Origin of the sequence: Paenibacillus agaridevorans, assembly GCF_003112455.1 — a bacterium.
Classification (GTDB): Bacteria; Bacillota; Bacilli; order Paenibacillales; family Paenibacillaceae; genus Pristimantibacillus; species Pristimantibacillus agaridevorans.
Genome location: NZ_BDQX01000159.1, coordinates 1 through 16952, shown reverse-complemented (window position 1 = coordinate 16952; position 16952 = coordinate 1). Strand labels below are relative to the sequence as shown.

Annotated in this window: 14 protein-coding genes; 2 read left to right on the top strand and 12 right to left on the bottom strand. The window is 46.8% G+C overall.

The window, feature by feature from the left end; genetic code table 11:
* Nucleotides 1–60: 60 nt before the first annotated feature.
* The 11 genes from PAT3040_RS13970 to PAT3040_RS13920 form a co-directional block, all read right to left on the bottom strand.
* Nucleotides 61–4395 carry a chondroitinase family polysaccharide lyase gene (locus PAT3040_RS13970; protein WP_181376606.1) on the bottom strand — a complete coding sequence of 1445 codons (4335 nt, stop codon included), beginning with the start codon at nucleotides 4393–4395 and terminating at the stop codon, nucleotides 61–63.
* Nucleotides 4396–4652: 257 nt separating this feature from the next.
* The gene (locus PAT3040_RS13965; protein WP_108993200.1) at nucleotides 4653–5483 is read right to left on the bottom strand and encodes an HAD-IIA family hydrolase; all 831 of its coding nucleotides are present in this window, start codon (nucleotides 5481–5483) and stop codon (nucleotides 4653–4655) included.
* Nucleotides 5480–6835 carry an alkaline phosphatase family protein gene (locus tag PAT3040_RS13960; protein WP_108993198.1) on the bottom strand — a complete coding sequence of 452 codons (1356 nt, stop codon included), beginning with the start codon at nucleotides 6833–6835 and terminating at the stop codon, nucleotides 5480–5482. Before PAT3040_RS13960 ends, PAT3040_RS13965 begins: the two co-directional genes overlap by 4 nt.
* 34 nt (nucleotides 6836–6869) lie before the next feature.
* On the bottom strand, nucleotides 6870–7841 hold the full coding sequence (locus tag PAT3040_RS13955) for a carbohydrate ABC transporter permease (RefSeq protein ID WP_108993196.1): 972 nt from the start codon (nucleotides 7839–7841) through the stop codon (nucleotides 6870–6872).
* A gap of 24 nt (nucleotides 7842–7865) precedes the next feature.
* Entirely contained in the window at nucleotides 7866–8819 is a 954-nt protein-coding gene (locus tag PAT3040_RS13950) for a carbohydrate ABC transporter permease (protein ID WP_258234970.1), read from the bottom strand.
* A 27-nt stretch (nucleotides 8820–8846) separates the two neighbouring features.
* Nucleotides 8847–10190 (bottom strand): extracellular solute-binding protein, encoded by a 1344-nt coding sequence (locus PAT3040_RS13945; RefSeq protein WP_108993194.1) that lies wholly within the window; start codon nucleotides 10188–10190, stop codon nucleotides 8847–8849.
* Nucleotides 10191–10336: 146 nt separating this feature from the next.
* A complete protein-coding gene (locus tag PAT3040_RS13940) occupies nucleotides 10337–10924 on the bottom strand; it encodes a glycerol-3-phosphate responsive antiterminator (protein ID WP_108993192.1) in 588 nt (195 codons plus the stop codon).
* 74 nt (nucleotides 10925–10998) lie between these two features.
* Nucleotides 10999–11850 carry a sugar phosphate isomerase/epimerase family protein gene (locus tag PAT3040_RS13935; protein ID WP_108993190.1) on the bottom strand — a complete coding sequence of 284 codons (852 nt, stop codon included), beginning with the start codon at nucleotides 11848–11850 and terminating at the stop codon, nucleotides 10999–11001.
* A complete protein-coding gene (locus PAT3040_RS13930; RefSeq protein WP_108993188.1) occupies nucleotides 11843–12913 on the bottom strand; it encodes an oxidoreductase in 1071 nt (356 codons plus the stop codon). The genes PAT3040_RS13935 and PAT3040_RS13930 overlap by 8 nt, the downstream gene beginning before the upstream one ends.
* A 48-nt stretch (nucleotides 12914–12961) precedes the next feature.
* The gene (locus PAT3040_RS13925; RefSeq protein WP_108993186.1) at nucleotides 12962–13729 is read right to left on the bottom strand and encodes a sugar phosphate isomerase/epimerase family protein; all 768 of its coding nucleotides are present in this window, start codon (nucleotides 13727–13729) and stop codon (nucleotides 12962–12964) included.
* Nucleotides 13729–14901, bottom strand: a complete 1173-nt coding sequence (locus PAT3040_RS13920) for a Gfo/Idh/MocA family protein (RefSeq protein ID WP_108993185.1) — start codon at nucleotides 14899–14901, stop codon at nucleotides 13729–13731. The genes PAT3040_RS13925 and PAT3040_RS13920 overlap by 1 nt, the downstream gene beginning before the upstream one ends.
* A 106-nt stretch (nucleotides 14902–15007) precedes the next feature.
* Here PAT3040_RS13920 and PAT3040_RS13915 point away from each other — a divergent pair, with 106 nt between their 5' ends.
* Complete coding sequence (locus tag PAT3040_RS13915) at nucleotides 15008–15937, top strand: VOC family protein (protein WP_108993183.1); 930 nt, start codon at nucleotides 15008–15010, stop codon at nucleotides 15935–15937.
* A gap of 87 nt (nucleotides 15938–16024) precedes the next feature.
* On the opposite strand, the gene PAT3040_RS13910 is transcribed toward PAT3040_RS13915, so the two are convergent.
* Nucleotides 16025–16321, bottom strand: coding sequence for a YciI family protein (locus tag PAT3040_RS13910; RefSeq protein WP_108993181.1), 297 nt, complete (start codon nucleotides 16319–16321; stop codon nucleotides 16025–16027).
* Between the two features lie 79 nt (nucleotides 16322–16400).
* On the opposite strand from PAT3040_RS13910, the gene PAT3040_RS13905 reads away from it, so the two are divergent.
* Nucleotides 16401–16859 carry a winged helix-turn-helix transcriptional regulator gene (locus tag PAT3040_RS13905; RefSeq protein ID WP_108993180.1) on the top strand — a complete coding sequence of 153 codons (459 nt, stop codon included), beginning with the start codon at nucleotides 16401–16403 and terminating at the stop codon, nucleotides 16857–16859.
* Nucleotides 16860–16952 lie beyond the last annotated feature (93 nt).

Here is a 16952-nt window from a genome sequence, read left to right as displayed (position 1 = left end):
CCCAAGGCAACACCCCCCCGCCGTTAATCGGCGGGGGATTGTTTTTGGACGATCATATGGCTAGTTTAACAATGCGTTTGCGTAGCGCAGCAGGTAATCGGCTGCCTCTTTCGTAATATGCTTACCGCTTTGGGCCTGAACATGATGGATGAATGACTGTAACTTATTATGATCCAACATCTTTTGCAGGCTGTTCGTTATTCCTTTGTTATCGATCCAATTGTTGTTTGCAAAACGCTCCACCATTTTTTTTAACCCTGCGACACTTAACGGTTCAGACACCTCTGTATCATACTCCCCGTATACAGCTACGTTATCAAATACCCCGCGCGCATCCGCGGAAGGCAAGCGTAATCCGATATTTCCGCTGGTGTAGCTGCTGTCCTCCGCTGCCAGCACCTGCACGCCATCGACATAAGCGGTAAAATGGCTGCCATCTGTAACCACGCGAATTCGATATTTCCGGTTCGGATCTACAGGGAATGGCGTGCTGGATAGCTGCACCGCGGATCCGGCAAACTTGTAGAACCTGATCGTATTGTCATAGCTTCTGACATCAAGCAGATAATAATGAGTACTGTCCTGAATTCTAAACACGATGCCTGCTTGCTTATTAAGAACGGTAGCATCCAGGTCCAGGGTATAATTCGTCCATGCAGAGCCTATGTTTGATCTCATCAAGTTGTTATTTGTCAAGGTGAGATCGGCTAGGCCCGGACCCACCGGACCCGTAATAGCGTTGGCCGTATTCTGCCAACCTCCCAAGCCATTCTCCATATCATCCTCTAGCAATATCTCACCGGAAGAAGAAATCACTCTAATATTATCGAATTTGGCCGAGGCTGTAGCACCAGGCACTCTAAAACCTACATTCCCACTCGTATAGGTACTGTCTGACGCTGTCAACACCTGAACCCCGTCTACGAACACCGTGAATGTGTGTCCGCTTGCAACAATCTTAATATGATAAGAGCGATTTAGCTCCACGGTAAAATTAGTACTGGCAAGCAAGGTTCCCGATCCTGACATTTTAAACACACTGATCTTATTGTCGTAGTTTCTGATATCGAGCAAATAATAATGACTCAAATCGCTTTGCCCCCGGAATACGAGCCCGCCTTGCCTGCTTTGAACCGTAACATCCGCTTCCAGCGTATAATCCGTCCATTCAGAACCGTCGACGCTTCTCATCGAATTGTTGTTGGTCAGGCTTACATCGGTATTGCGGATATTGGCATTCGTTGTGCCCGTCCACTTCTCCAATCCACCCTCAAAGCCATCGCTGAACATCGATGTCCTTGTCACCAAGTCAACATCGAAGTTTTTGCCGTCCACGCAATCAAAAGCCAATGTAGTGGTATTGGTAGCTAAATCATAACCCACAAGCGTTACACCGGCAGGCGCGGCACCCGGGAACGTCCAATCGCCGTTCAGCTTCGCCAATACCGTCTTGTGTTGACTTGGCGTCTTTAATTGTTCCACCGTTTTGTTGCCAAGCGATGGTGATTTCTCCAGTCGAAGGTCAGGATCCGAGAGGCTAAGCACGATACGGTTATCGGATTTGTTTTTTTCCATTGCCAACACCGGAGTATCCACGCTTTTTAAAACACCATACGTAAGCGGGATAGTCGGATTGAATAAGGCATAACCAATGACGTTACTCGTATTATGTTTGACAATATGCGCCATATTGTCCTTCCTCAATACCGAATAATCCAAGGCTTGCGCTGCTGCTGCCACTTGCTCAGGCGTCTTTTGGGGGAGAATGACATATTCATAACCTTGGCCAGTCGGCGCCATACCATGGTCAAGCCATGCTGTTGTATAGTTCCCTTGCGTTTTCTCGTAAGTTCCTGCTTTTTTGGTGTAAGATTCCTGCACCCCTCGCTCGACTCGGAGGCCATTGGCATTCGGAATAATATAGCCGTTGCCGAACGGATCCACCATCCATACCATTGCATTCGTTGTCGTCGTGCTGCTATAAGGGAATGTATGGATCGCGTCGGGGGAATTGTTGTAGAAAGGCATGACGGTACCGTTCATATTCGATTGGAACAGGGTTGTTTCCGTCCGATTGTCGGTGTCGATGTTTACGATATCCGATCCCAAGGCAATAATTTCATCTCCGAAATAAAACCACGATTTGTTAGCCCGGAAGCTCGTATCGTAGGCTGTATCATGCATTCTCATGCTGAATACGCCATACTGCCCCTCGCTGCTCACGCCGCCGCCGAACGTTTCGTCCGAATAGGAGCGATGCTTTGCGCTTTCAAGCTCTAGAATCGGGATATGCTTCGTTGTAGTGCCAGGCCAGCGGTTGAAGTCCCAGCCCTCCGAAATATCCAAGCCGCTGCTTTTGTAGCCTCCAGGCAGCATAATCTCAGTGTTTCCATAGCTTATATAACGGCCGAATGCATTGTTGTTGTTGTCTTTTTCATAGTCCCAGTTGTACTGATTAAACCCTTTGGTCGTAACTAACCAATTATTTTTTCGGAATAGTGCCATCGCGCCGTAATTAAAGTTTTTGAAGCCAGGGGCAGGACTTTGCGCCGTTATCCCTTGTTGGGTAAATTGGGCTGCCGCGGATTCCGAGATCTGCAGCTCTCCAAGCGTTGAATTATATATTATGGAGTTCACCAGCTTGCTAGCAAAATGAGCAGCAATGAGCGGGTCGTTCGGATCCCACAGGTCCAGGAAAATTCCCTTAAGCTCCTCATCTCCGCTTAGCGCGTTGAGCGCATAGGAGATATACTGCGTCTGCAACGTGGAATCGCCTTGCGGAAAACGTCCGGACAGACTATGCGACATCTCGTATTTATTTCCTAAAGAGCGCTGCATGAGTAAAAATTCTTTGATGTTCTTCATCGTTGCGGCATCCAGCTGAAAGCTGGTGCCGATGATGAGATAGCGAATTAAAGAGCCGACAAAGATGGCATCCGGAACGTAAGACTTCATATAAAGGCCCTCGTGGTGGTAACCCGTGTAGCCCGGTTTGAGCGTTTCTTGATAGCCAGAGTAAACGGCCAACTCCTTGTCGACAAAATCGAGGAAGCTCTTCATATAACGGACCTTCTCCGGCGAATGATCCATCATAAGAATGTACATCAAATTGTACATTGTTACCGTCCTCATCTCATCCGTGTTCACCAAATCCAGGCTATTAATGTCCAAAGGACGGAAGTCCAAAGCGTCGCCTAACTTGCTGAACCAGCGCAAGGTCGCCATTTCCCTCTCAAATTTGCCCGCTGCCTTTAACTCATCCCTCATCAGGTAGCTAGCATAAGCATAGCCAGACATCCTTAACTTAATGGAGGCCTGGCTACCCATACCGCTGCCTTCAGCCCAGCCCTGATCATGGAAATGATCCAGGAGATCAAAGTATTTTTGTTTGCTTTGCTCATTCCCGTTAAGCTTGTAATCATGGACCAAGGACGTCCAAATCTTCTCAAATTTACTGTGCGACAGTCCATTATACGGGCTATTGGTGGCGCTCGATTCTTCATCGACAAAGATACCAGGGCCATGCATGACGCCGTTTCCGTCCCTGGTAATGTTGAATGCGTCGTATTCGGCAATATAAGTTGGCAATTTGGCAAGCAAAGCGTCATAACGAGTTTTGACAGGACCGTCAGGCAAGTTTGCATAATCCAAATTGTCACCGTAGATGTATGCATCCAAGCGGCTCATGATCGTGTTGAAATCCTGTTCTTGCTGCACCGTTATTTGCGTTTCTTCAGGCAGTGTGGGCTGCTTAAGGGATGCACGATAGGTCTGATTGGACTTGTCATTGCTCATATAAGGAGCCTGGTTATCAGCCGAATACGTATGGTGGATCGTACCGGTAAGCTGAAAATGATCGATGAAGACGTTGGCGGTTGATGGTGTGGGAGGCGCAACAATCTCCATCGTAGTGGGAACTGCGTTGCCGGTGTAAGCCGGATTTTTTGCATCATTATTCAACTTGATCCAGATCGTCCTCCACCCCGAATAATTCATGTAGAATTTGAACGTATACCGTGGGACGCCCTCCGACAGCTCCGCTCCGGTTCCCAAGTTGAACGTCAGAAATTTGTCGGCCATCGGCTGTTCGTTGTATACCCACACTTTCAAGCCCCCGTTACTGCCTATGGCCTCAGACATATTCGGAAGACTGGTCGACTGCAGCTTGCTTCCATTCGACCATGTCCACATCAATGAATTGGAGCCAGTCTTAGCATGAAGGTTAGAAAGCGCAACAGCGCCGCCTCCTGCAGCAGACCAACCTTGGGGGATCGTAGAGTCCTCGAAGGATTCAGGCAGGACTTCATCTGCCGCGCTTAAGGTACCTACCGAAATCAATAAGGAACACAGTAAAGACATGACAAGCAACATGGTCAAGCTTTTTGATTTGAACAACACAATTCCTCCTTCTCGCATCTTCATTTTGTGATTGACCATCAACTGTTGGCCCACACTGGTCCACTCCATGAAATGTCAACGCTTTCATTATGTTTTGACGCCTGCTGCCTTGCAAGTGTTAAAAACTAAACAACAGTCACAATAAGTGAACATGGATCGCAGCGGTAGATTCAGTCGCAGTGCTCGTTTGTACGCAGATGAACCCTGACCACATCGCAGCCAGGGTTCATCAACGCGTTTAAAACGCCTATTCGTTATCCTCGTAATTCAACCAATAAAGCATTCAAGTCTTGAAAAACCCAGCTTGCTTCCACTTGCTCCTGCGCTGTCCAATCAGCCGGGGATTTATTCGCTAACCAGATTGTTCGCATTCCCGCTGCCTTTCCGCCCGCCACATCTGTCGCTAAATTGTCCCCAATCATTACGCAGCGTTCTGCTCTTTCCACCCCGCAATCCCTCATTGCTGCAAGGAACAAATGGGGAGCAGGCTTTCCGAAAAACGCCAGCTTTCTTCCTATCATTGCTTCAAAAGCCGCAGCGAAGGTACCGGCCTCGGGCACTTTCTCTCCCCGACTGCCTGGATGATGCAAATCCGGGTTGGTGACGATGGCAATGGCTCCTTTGTCCAGCTCCTCCACGATTGCACATAGCTTCTCATAGGTAAACGTTACATCCCGCCCAATGACTACAGCGTCTGCCCTCTGCCCGCTGTAATAAGGCATTAACCGATGCCCCGCATTCTCCAGTGCCAGATGCAAATCTCTGCTGCCGATGACCTTAACCGACATTGCCCCATAACAATCGGACAGATAAGGACCGATATACTCAGTCGCGGTCAATATTTCGCCCGGCTCGGCTTCCAGGCCCATTTGGTGTAGCTTTTCAGCGATCGAATGGGAGGAATCCGTCGAGTTGTTGGTAATAAAGCGGATATGCTTGCCCATAACTCTTAATTCATTTATCAATTCAGCAGCGCCTGGCGCAGGTCGGCTGCCATAATATACACATCCATCCAAATCGAAAAAAAACGCCTCGCACTGCAGCAATTGCTCTCTTATTCCCGACTCCGCCTGTTGCACATTCATGATCTCACCTTCCTCCAAAGCTCGGATAAGAGGATTCCGTCCGTCTCGGGGAGGGCTGCTCCAAACAGGCCGGCAATTGTCGGAGCGATGTCAAGCGCACTGATGGAGGGCAGCTTGCCACCCTTTCGAACGGAGGGGCCTGCCGCCAGGAAAAACGCTTCGGACGAGGGATGATCAACAAAATACCCGTGCATGCCGACAGGTTTTTCCCGTACAATGATAACCGAATCGGCTTCATAGCCCATATTAAAAAAAGAGTCGTTTTTCGCTTCCAAGACGAAGTCCGGTCGGTAACGGTCGCACTCTCCTTCTTCAGGCAAACCCCATCTCGACATGTCTCCAGCAATTATTATTCTAGCTATTCCTTCCGTTTGCTTAAGAAGTATTAACACTTTATCCATCAAGGCCGAGCGTTCGGCCGCGTCTTCCTCCATCACGTATACATAGGCGCTTCCACCGTTGGAAACGGCTCTAACCTGACTAAGCTCAGGGTGTTCCGGATGAAACCATCCATTCCGCTTAAAAAGCACATTCGGATATACTCCCCGTATCGCATTGGATAGTCCATGGTCCGACATTATAAATAATTCCGTATTCTCTTCGAGACCAAGCTCCTTAAGCGTCTTTAGCAAATCGCCGATGCGCTCGTCTATATAACCAGCAGCCCAAGCGAGCTCGGGCGAGCATGCTCCATATTGATGCTGAAGGCTGTCTGGCAGCAAGTAATGCAACAGCAATAAATTCGGTTGCTTATGACGTAGCATATATTTGGCTGCCTCTGTTGACAGCCAATCCTGCATCGGTCCTCTTGCAAAATCTTTGCTCCAGGCTCCATAACTCCCGACCGGAAGTCCCGCATCGCGAAGCTCTTTCCACAGTGAAGGCGTGCAATGGGTTTCAAAAGCCTCTTGCTCATAAAATTCGGGAATGTTGTAATCGATGTTTTCCGCTCCACGGGTTTTCGGCCAGCAGATGGCAGCCGTCGTCCCGCCAACCGCTTTAACCGCGTCATACAATGTCGTTCCTGTTACCGTCTCCTCTTTGCCGCCTGCCTTCTCCCCGTAATGCTCCACCATACGCTTCGTCTCTCTATCCATGACCCAATTACCCAATACGCCATGACGTTTTGGAGCTGTTCCTGTCATTAAAGAAGTATGAATCGCCCATGTTGCCGTTGGAGTTATACTTCTCATCGAAGCGGCCTCCGTTCCTTCCGCCGCCAATCTTCTAAGATTGGGAATCCGAAGGCCCGGATCCTTCCAGGCGTTCATCCCCAGACCGTCCACGCTAATGACTATCGCTCTAGGGAGCTTACGGTCTGGTTTATGGTCTGGCTTTCCTTCTGTTTTCATCGTGAGCCCTCCGTTCTTATATAGGATTAACCCATCATTCTTTTACTCCGCCCACAGTCAAGCCTTTAACGAAATAGCGCTGGAATAATAGAAAATAAATCATAATCGGCACGGCCGCTACCGCCGCCCCTGTCATCAGCAGCTTAAAGCTGGATAAATTCGCGTCTTGAAGTGTTTTCAATCCCGCTGTCAGCGTCAGCATCTTGGAATCATTAATAACGATGATCGGCCAGAGAAAGGAATTCCAAAGCCCGACAAAGCTGAAGATACCCAAAGCCGCCATCGCAGGCGCAGCCATCGGAATAACAATCGTTCTAAAGGTTCTCCATTCCCCCGCACCATCGATTTTGGCAGCTTCGAGCAGCTCGGAAGGCACGGCTATCATGAACTGTCTCATTAGAAATACCCCAAACGCACCAGCGAGTCCCGGCAGAATAACCGCCCAATGGGTATCGAATAGATCAAGCAAACGCACAATCATAAAGCTAGGTACTAAAGTTACCTGATCCGGGATCATCATCGTTGCGATAATGAGCCAGAAGACGAGCATTCGTCCAGGAAATTGTTTTTTGGCCAGGACATAACCCGCCATCGTATCAAATAGGACGGTCCCAAATGTTCCGAGAATTGCGATATACGTTGTATTCCACAACCACTTTAGAACATCCGTGCTTTTAAACAAATAGCTGTAAGTGGTAAATGTTTTTGCAACAACCTCCTGCATTTTCTCGGCATGGAAGCTTGCGGCTTGTTCATCCCCCAGCTTCTCTGCATCCCTTTTTTTATCCCATTGCGACCAATATTCTGTAATCCCGTAAGGATAAAGCTTGGGCGGCACAGACTCTACATAAGAAACCGGGCTCTCCATTTCTTCGTTCTGATAACTAGGAAGCTGCAGGGAGGTAACGAACACCCAGTAAAGCGGAAACAAGGCAATAAGCGCTAAACCTACTAATGGAATGTAAAGCAGCATACGGCCTAGCCTACCGCGTTGAGCATAAGACATAATCTGACTCCTCTCCTGTCTTCCCTATTTGTTCCTGCGTTTCTTATGGCGTTCCACGCCCTCATCGCCCAGCATCTTATATTGGAAGACGGCTATAAACATGATGATGATGAACAAAATGACCGATTGAGCGGATGCCATGCCGTATTCGAAATCCCGGAAGCCGGTTTTGTATATGACATGGACAACCGTTTCTGTTGCATTGCCCGGTCCTCCGCCAGTCATCATGACGATCTCGGTAAACACCTGAAAAGCGCCGATCATGCTCAATATTAGCAAATAAAAAGTTGTCGGCTTAAGCAGCGGCACAGTGATTTTTCTCCATATCTGAAAGGCTGAGGCTCCGTCGATCCTCGCTGCTTCAAACAAGCTGGGGTTTACGCTGCCCATAGCTGCCAAATAGAGAAGGATCCCCGATCCCGGCGGAATCAGCACATTCATAAGCATTAATGACCAAAGCGCAAGATCCGTCTGTCCAAGCCAGTCGACAGGCTGCATGCCGAAGATACCGACTACGTGATTAAGCAGTCCGAAACGGTAATTGAATATCCAGCGCCAAACCATTGCGACAATGACCGTCGAGGTGACGACCGGCAAATAAAACGAGGCTCGAAAAAAGGTTTGCGACCGGTGTCCGAGCGGAAATACCAAGCTTGCAATGATGAGCGCCGTCAGAATAGACAGCGGCACCGTCACTATCGTATACCGAAACGTATTCCATAAGGCTCCTGTAAAAATCTCATTCCGAAAAGCTTCGGCATAATTTCTCAGGCCAATCCAATGACTATCGAAAATTTCATATTCTTGAAAGGAAAGAAGGAACGTCCAGCCTACAGGAAGTACCGTAAACAAACCAAATAACAAAAGTTTAGGCAGCAAAAATAAATAAGCAGGACCTATTTTCTTCCAGGTTTTAAGCCAGGAGGCGGGGGACGAGATCCGTCCCCCAGCCTCTTGCGCAGTCATTTCCGTTTTCACTCTCTACCTCCTCCAAGTAAGAATTGCTTATTTCAGCAAAGATTCTACTTGCGAGCGAGCGTCCTTCAATGCTTGCTCTGCCGTTTTTGTTCCATTAACGGCCAACTGTAGCTCTTTTTGAATGGCTTCATCGATTTTTTGCCAGTTCGTATGGCGTGGAACCATCATTGCATTTTCGGCAATTTGTTGAGCTCTTTCCATTTGCGGATTTGCTTCGAATGGACGCTGCTCTCCCGAGGAAATACGGGAAGGGAATACGCCATAATTTTTAGCTGTTATGAATATTTCCTCGGTCGTCGTCAAAAACTTCACAAACTCCATCGCCATTTGTTTCTTGCCTTCATCCTTTTGCTTCAACATGACCCAGCCAAGCACGTCCCCCATGGAAATGGACTTGCCGGAGTCGCCGGTCGGATACTCGGCTACCATTAAATCCATTGCATAAGGCTCCTTCTGTGAAGACGCAATAGCCCAAGAATTCCATGGCTGAACGGCCATTAAACGTTTATCCTGCGCGGCAAAAGCTTGGTAAGTATCTCCTACGTTAGACATCCCCATATCCGGAAGAGCAACCTCATGCACGAATTTCAAATCCAGAAACTTTTGCAATCCGCTAATCGCTTCCGGCGAATCGAATGTATACTGAGTAAGATCATCGCTAAGCGGACGTCCGCCGTCCATCATGAGGAACGGCCAGGCTTCATAATAAGAAGGCATAATATAAGTCGAGAAGCCGTGAACTCCTCCGCCTGTCAATTGCTTCATTTTTTCCAGAAACTCATCATACGTCCACTTGCCGTCAACAGGAGGTTCTACGCCCTTCTGCTTGAAGATTTCCAAATTAAGAAGCAGACTATGAACCCGCGTGCTAACCGGAACGCCGTAATGTTTTCCTTCATATTCATATTCCTTTAGCGCATTCGGATAAAAGTCTGCAAGCTCGTCCGCCGTGTAAAACTCATCGATTGGCTCAACAATTCCAGACTCTATGTTTTTGATGCTGGCCATCCGGTTGCTCACGTTATAAACAAGATCGGGCCAGGCGCCGCCTGCGATAGAAACATTGAGTTTATCCTCCATCTCGGCCCAAGGCGTTTGAACGATCTTAATGGTGACGCCTGGATGAAGCTTCTCGAATTCCGCTTTTTTGTTCTCGATCCAATGATATTTGTTTTCCTTATCATCCGACCATCTAGGGCCGTCCCAAACGACAATTTCTCCTGTCCAAGCTTTTTCTGTGGCACCTGGCTCGTTTGTGCTTGAGCTCTTGCCTGCAGCCGGGTCATTATTGTCTCCTCCTCCGCATGCGGATACAAATAAAGCTACTCCCAACAACGCCGTCGACAACTTAGACCATTTCCACATTTTCATTTCCCAATCACTCCCAATCATTTTTTGTGAAAAATAAAAAGAGAAAGCGCAAGTAAGCACCGACCTATATAGGACGGACACCGACTTTGAGCTTTCTCTCATCACACAGACTCAAAATTGTATATTCAATTGCAGGATTACGCCTATTAAGGCAATAAATCCGAAAATCCTTTTAACCAAAGACTGTTTTCACTTACCGATAGAGATGTGGCGCCGGCTAGCAGCCCCTCTCTAGCCTCTTCTACCGTAGAGATTAGACCGCTGGCAATAATCGGAATAGATTCGTTAGCCTTAGCGAACCTCTCAATTACTTTCGGTGCAATGCCCGGCATAATTTCGATGCCGTCGGGCATCGTTTGCCCGACTGATCTCAACCCATTGTCCAATGCCTGAGAATCAATAATGAATACATGAAGAATACCAAGAAGCCCGGCTTGTTTTGCCGCTTTAATTACGTGACTTTTGGGTGAAACGATCCCGTCCGCTTGAACCATTTTCGCTACGAATTCGACCGCCTCCTTGTCCGTGCTGGACAAGCCTCGGATCAAATCCAGGTGGAGGAAAGACCTTTTCCCTGCCTCCTTGGTCAATCGTACGGACTCCATGATATCGTTAATGCTGCCACCCATAAAAAACAAATTGTCGACGTTGGAATTCAAAGCTATAGGCACATCCGACATTTTACGAATCGCTGCGATAATCGGTTTATTGCCGATTTTGTGTAGCAAGCTCATGTTGTGTGATCCTTTCGAAAGATGTCGATGAACCCAGTGTAGCCCCGTTTCATTATCGCAGTGTTATCGTTTTATTAAGAATTAATTGCGTTTACGCTATAAGCAGTCTTAATCGAGTTCAATCCATACTTCGCCGTCTCTAATGCGCTTCGTCCTGCATAGCTCTTTTTAAAAAGTTCTAATGATAGATACCCTCTATATCCGATCCTATGCAGTGTCGTCGCTATATGTTTAGTAGGTGCAATGCCTTCTCCCGGGAACAGACGCTCTTCATCGTTTATGATCAAACGCGATGGCTCGCCGGGGTAGTCATTGACATGAACGATCCCGATTTGGTCAGCTGTAAGGGAGCCCAAAAGTTCATGATTACTCCCTCCTGTATACATATGAAACGGGTCAATGAGCATTTTACTCATCGGTTGCAGATCAACAATCTGTTTTGCTTGCTCCAGAGTAGATAAATATTCAGCTCTCCCCCAGAACTCAAGGTAAGGCTCGACGCCTGCCTTACGTCCGATTGCCTTTAAGTCTGAGAAGTATTCTGCGATTGCTGCGGCATCTAAATGACTGACATCGCCAAAAGGCGGTGCGGCAATTGCAGGGCATCCAATTGCAGCTAGCATCTCCATTTCTTCTTCTGCTTGACGCAGCCCTTCTTTTCTCGTTTGCAGATCCTGATCACACCATTTAAAAAAAGCTATTGCATTAACAGGTGCAAGTTTCAATCGATCAAGCTCTCGCCTTAGAGAAGACAGTTTCTCTCCGCTGTCTACATATGCTTTTACATCTTTTATCCAAAGTTCAATCCCATCATAACCGGCCTCGGCAACCAGCTCTATTTGCTGGAGAATATCAAGATTGTACGGGAATAAGGTGGATGTATTAAGGGCGGTTTGAAAAGGGAATATTCCATTTAATTCAGTCATTGATTTCGTCCCCGATCCGGATTGTACGTTGTTCTCTATGGCTCTTGTAAGCTAATTCGATCAATTGAATCGTCCTTAATGCTTCCTCGGGTTTGACTGCCAATTCTTCCTCTCCGAGTATGTGCTTGCAGACATTATCATAATAAGCAGTATAAGCGCCTGGTTGGGTTTCGACCAATCCCCTGACATGCAAATCCCCTATGGATGTATGGATTGTTCCCCAATTTTTGGGATCTTCCTTGCCCCAGTTTTTAGAATCGCTTGGACTCCCCCCTGCAATTAATGCAGCCTCTTGCGGATCTATTCCGTACTTGACAAAAGATCCTTTACTACCATGAAGGGTATATCTTGGACCTGGCTCTCGTACGATCCGGGATGATTTTAGTACAACTTTTAAATTATTGCTATAGCCAAGGGAAACATCGAAGTAGTCATCTGTTATCCCTCCATCTCTAGTAATGCGAATATCGCCGGTTATTGTATCCGGTGTCCCAAAAAGCTGTACAGCTTGATCGATAAAATGGCTGCCTAAATCATAAAAAACTCCTGTAGCGGGACCGTTTTTGTCTCGCCAATTGTCTGATTTCATAACAGGATTAAAACCATCCCAGTGGAATTCGCAGTCAGATAGCTTGCCTAATAAACCTTGTTCAACGATACTTTTGATGGTCAGAAAGTCCCCATCCCAACGCCTATTATGGAATATGCTTAGTACCTTGTTTTTTTCCTTTGCTAACTGAATTAACTGTATGGCTTCTTGACTTGTAGCCGTAAACGGCTTTTCGACAACAACATGTTTATCAGCCATTAAGGCATCTCGCGTAAATTCAACATGATTTGTACTAGGAGTGGTCACAACAATAAGGTCAATGGTTGGATCACTGTACAATTCCTCAACGCTGCTTACAACCTCAATCCATGGATATCGCGCCTTGGACAACTGACTTCTGCGTTCCACTACTTTGGACAGTTCTAAACCTGGCACTGATGTAATTACAGGTGCATGAAATGTTTTCCCGGCAAAACCATATCCAATTAGCCCTACTCGAATTTGATTTTTCAAAGGAATCTACTCCCATTGTCATTATTTGCATTGCCATTTAACCCTTCCTTACAGCAAACCTCTCTCCTTCAAGTTTAAATAGCTGACCATCGCCGTTTCCATTCCAGTAAGGTTACGAAGTTGATCTTGCTCGACTGTCATCCATTCGACCCCGATCTCTTTGGCTGCAGCAATAGATTCCTCAATCTTTACCATGCCTGTACCTACTGCCGTCCACTTGCCGACCTCGTCAACTCCATATACGTCTTTTAAATGAATTGCAGGTACACGACCAGCCATTTTGCGAAGAATATGGGCCGGATCGGCTCCGCCGAGCGTAATCCATGCAACGTCTAATCGAAAATAGAGATGATTTGGATCTGTATACTCAGCTAAAATATCTAACGAATAGATGCCATTAAAAACTTTTTGAAATTCATGTGCGTGGTTATGGTAACAAAAACGCAGTCCTTCCGACTTTAATCTGGCGCCAACAGCATTGTATAGTTCGGCATCTTGAAGCAATTGCTCCCTCGTGTCCACCACATCCCACCAGAATGTGACATCCTTTGTTTGCAACAAGTGCGCCTCTTTAATTATATGATCCAACTCATTTTGATCGCGCATTTGTTCCTTGTTGATACTGTGAGTTGCGACTTTGAGCCCCAATTCATGAAATCGATCCACGTTTTCTTGTACATGGCCTGTAAGCAAGGACTGACCGCCCTCAATGCCCTCATAGCCAATGTTTGCGATTTGCTGCATGGTTCCCCAGAAATCTTGTTTGGCTTCTTCGTTCACGATACCAATTAAAGCAAGTTTAGGAGTCTTAATCATTATTCCGCACCTCTTCCTTGACCAAATTGGCCGTTCTCTAACATTGTAATAAACGGACTATCCGTTACACCCGTTAGGGGCAATTCTACTCTTGCATGTTGACGCACCGATTCAAAAACAGCAAACGTGATCTCAGAAGCACGGAGTGCCTTTTGGTGGGAAACCTCTGGTTCAATCCCCGTTTCCAAACAATCTATTGCATGCTTGACGTATGCTTTCATCTGATCAGACATGGATGATAAAACCAATTCCGGACTCCAGGAAGGATCCTTGTAGTTAACCCCTCTGATGATTTGGCCATCCCACATCACTTCAATAAATCCTTCCGTGCCATAGAGACGAACTCCAGCCCAAACTTTTGTCATATCATCCGTCGGTTCCCATGTATCTACAGGTCCGCAGTATAAGTTGGCTTGAACGCCATTGGCAAAAACGATATGTCCGGACGCCCCATATTCGGAGGGAACATTAAACCAATTTAGTATGCTTGTTGTATCGACTGCGCCTAAAACAGATTTTGCCGGAGTTTCGTTTAAAAAGCTAAGCGCTTGATCAAACGTATGGATCCCGCAATCCAGCAAGTTTTGCGGAGAGTAAAGGTCCAATCTGACAAGTTGACCAATTTTTCCATCGTTAAGCAATTGTCGTACTAATTTGTTCCCTTCCGCAAAACGACGTTGCAAGGAAAAGGTTAGCTGGCAGCCCGTCTCTTCTGCAATCCGCGACATCTCCTGACATTCTCCCCAAGTAGGAGACATCGGTTTTTCGCATAACACAGCTTTAACTCCAGCTTCGGCGCAATCACGAAAAACGGAAAGATGCAACGGCGTCCACAAACAAATTAAAACGACATCCGGTTTTTCTTTTTCAAGCATAACTTTATATTCAGTATAGATATTGCCTTGGAATTCAAAATCTGCTTTTAACCTCTCGGCTGACTCCGCAGATAAATCTGAAAATGCCACTACTTCGCATCTGTTATCAGCCTTGATGCCAATTGCATGTTCATGTGCCCGTTTCCCGCATCCGATGAAAGCTACTCGATGAACAACTTTACTCATTAAAAGATCGCTCCTTTTTTTCAAGTCATAATCACAGTCTAAAGCTTTGTTGGCTTCCAGATAGATGAATCGTTGCTCTGGTATAGGCTGAACTACTTTCAATTCTGCCATATATCGTTTCAAAACTCTAGCGTTATTGCCGGTGGATTCATACGAACGTATGTGCTATAATCAAGGCGTATTAGACACTTCATTAACGAATTGGGAGGCAATACTGATGAGCGATGCTAATAATGGTCTTGCGCAACCGATCATTCCGCATTTGTGGTTCGACAAAGAAGCAAAGGAAGCGGCTGAGTTCTATTGCTCTGTTTTCCCGCATTCCGAAATAACCAGCTCGACGATCTTAAACGATACGCCTTCCGGAGATGCACCTATCGTTTCGTTTACGGTTTGGGGACATCCGTTTATGGCTATCTCTGCAGGGCCGCTCTTCAAGTTAAATCCGTCGATTTCGTTTTTCGTTAATTTCGATCCGTCGCGGGAACCAAATGCCAGAGAAATGCTCGAAGAGGCGTGGAACAAGTTATCCGATGGAGGAACTCCTCTCATGCCTCTGGACAAATACCCGTTTAGCGAGCGGTATGGCTGGATACAGGACAAATTCGGAGTCAACTGGCAGCTCATATTAACAAATCCGCACGGGGAGCCGCGCCCACCGATTATCCCTTCCCTGATGTTTGTCGGCGACAACTGCGGCAAGGCGGAGGAAGCCCGCGAGTTTTATCTCTCAGTCTTCCGCAACGCGATGCCCGGTACGCTTGTTCGTTATGCCTCCGGTATGGAGCCAGACCGCGAGGGGGACGTCATGTTCTCCGACTTTATGCTGGAGAACACCTGGTTTACGGCCATGGACAGCGCGCATGAACATTCGTTCCAGTTCAATGAGGCGATTTCCTTGCTGGTCGACTGTACGACGCAGGAGGAAATCGACTACTATTGGGACAAGCTGTCCGCCGTTCCCGAAGCCGAGCAATGCGGCTGGCTGAAAGACAAATACGGCGTTTCGTGGCAAATCTCGCCCGCCGCTTTAGACAAGATGATGAACGAAGGCACACCGGAGCAGCGTGATCGCGTCACGAAAGCATTCCTAAAGATGAAGAAGTTCAACATTGCGGAATTGGAACGAGCTTATTTGGGGAATTAACTGGACCAAGAAGGTCTCTTATGGACATGAGTACGTTGTTGAATCAAGATAACTTTATCGCCCTGCCCTTAGGCAAGGCGATTATTTTTAATCTAGTGCTCCAATGATTTCGATCCTGCCGCCATATTGCAATTCAGGCCAATCGGAGGTTAACCTGGCAGCCTCCTCCAATGATTCTGCTTCAATCACAGACACACCGAATATATCGCCGGTGTATTCTTCGACCATGTGCTGAGAAACAACTTTACGGCCAGTGCCGGCAAAACGAACCTTTTCATAACCCGTTTCCTTCAAATTCTCCAGCCAACTCCACAACTCATGAATATTCTGAGCTGCATTCTCGTCCGGAACTTCACCGCTTCGATATACATACAAGAACTTCATTTCATAATCCTCCTTTTCAGTTGCAATTTGAAACTAAAATCAATATAATAAATCGTAATGATAAAGTCAAGGAGGCAATATGCAAAATAATCCTCGCAGAAGATCAAACTGTCCCATCTCTTTTTCACTTGATATCCTAGGTGACTCATGGTCGCTTTTAATTATCAGAGACATCGTATTTGCAGGAAAAGAAACATTCGGAGAGTTTATTGCTTCCGATGAGGGGATTGCCAGAAACATTTTGACGAATCGCCTGTCTCGACTTGAGGCAATGGGTTTGATCACTAAAAACCCCCATCTCGGCGACAAAAGAAAAGATTTATACGAACTCACAGAGGCCGGATTGGATTTAATACCGGTGTTGTTGGAGTTATCGGCTTGGGGAGCGAAACATGAGCCTGAAACCGCAGAAGCCGCAGCATGGTTGGACGATGTCCAAATGGATAGAAGCAGCCTCATTCAACAAATACGGAATACGGTTAAACAGGGAGGATCGGTGTTTGCAGGCACAATAAATGTAATCGACCATCCGGAATAGCGATGAATTACTTTCTATAGATTCGGATAAGCGTCATCTGAGTCCGTTAGATTTTCAATATCGCGAAAATGCTGCAATTAGAGGCTCTGAGGT